Here is a 621-nt window from a genome sequence, read left to right as displayed (position 1 = left end):
TTCGAAAGGCTATCCCCCAGATAAAGGCAGGTTGCACACGTGTTCCGCACCCGTACGCCGCTCTCAAGATCCCGAAAGATCTCTACCGCTCGGCTTGCATGTGTTAGGCCTCCCGCTAGCGTTCATCCTGAGCCAGGATCAAACTCTCCATTGTATGTTTGTCTGACTCACTCAAAGTTTTTTAACGCTTTAGTTTTTCCTTACTTGGTTGTTATATTGTATGTCAATGATCTTTTCTTCTTTCGCTTTGTAACGTAGCAATCTCTCTGTCAGTGTCGCTCCGTATTTGCGAGTGCAAAAGTAAAACTTTATTTCTTAATGACCAAATGTTTTCAAAGAAAATTTTAAAGTTTTTTAAGTAACCTTAATCTCTTTTCTCATCACCTGATCTCCTACTTCTGCGCTCCCTGTAATTGGGACTGCAAAGATACAAACTCTTTTCTAACTGGCAACTTTTTCTTGAAAAAATTTTAAGTTTCTTTTCGTCCGTCTCTTTTTGAAGTATATAATGTTTTTGCCTATCTAAAGGCCCTTCTGCGCTACTGAATAGCTCTCGTTTTTCAGTGGGGCAAAGATAACAACTTATTACTAAGCAAAACAACTTTATTTAACATAAATGTT

The 621-nt window shown here is 38.6% G+C and carries 1 rRNA gene; it reads right to left on the bottom strand.

Going from position 1 to position 621, the window contains the following annotated elements:
• Positions 1-154: ribosomal RNA gene (locus tag BOQ62_RS04505) — 16S ribosomal RNA — on the bottom strand; the annotation flags it as partial.
• Positions 155-621: the final 467 nt, after the last annotated feature.

Origin of the sequence: Chryseobacterium sp. CH21 (assembly GCF_004119445.1) — a bacterium.
Classification (GTDB): Bacteria; Bacteroidota; Bacteroidia; order Flavobacteriales; family Weeksellaceae; genus Chryseobacterium.
Note: the sequence above shows the minus strand (reverse complement) of the source record. Positions and strands in the feature narration are given on the sequence as shown.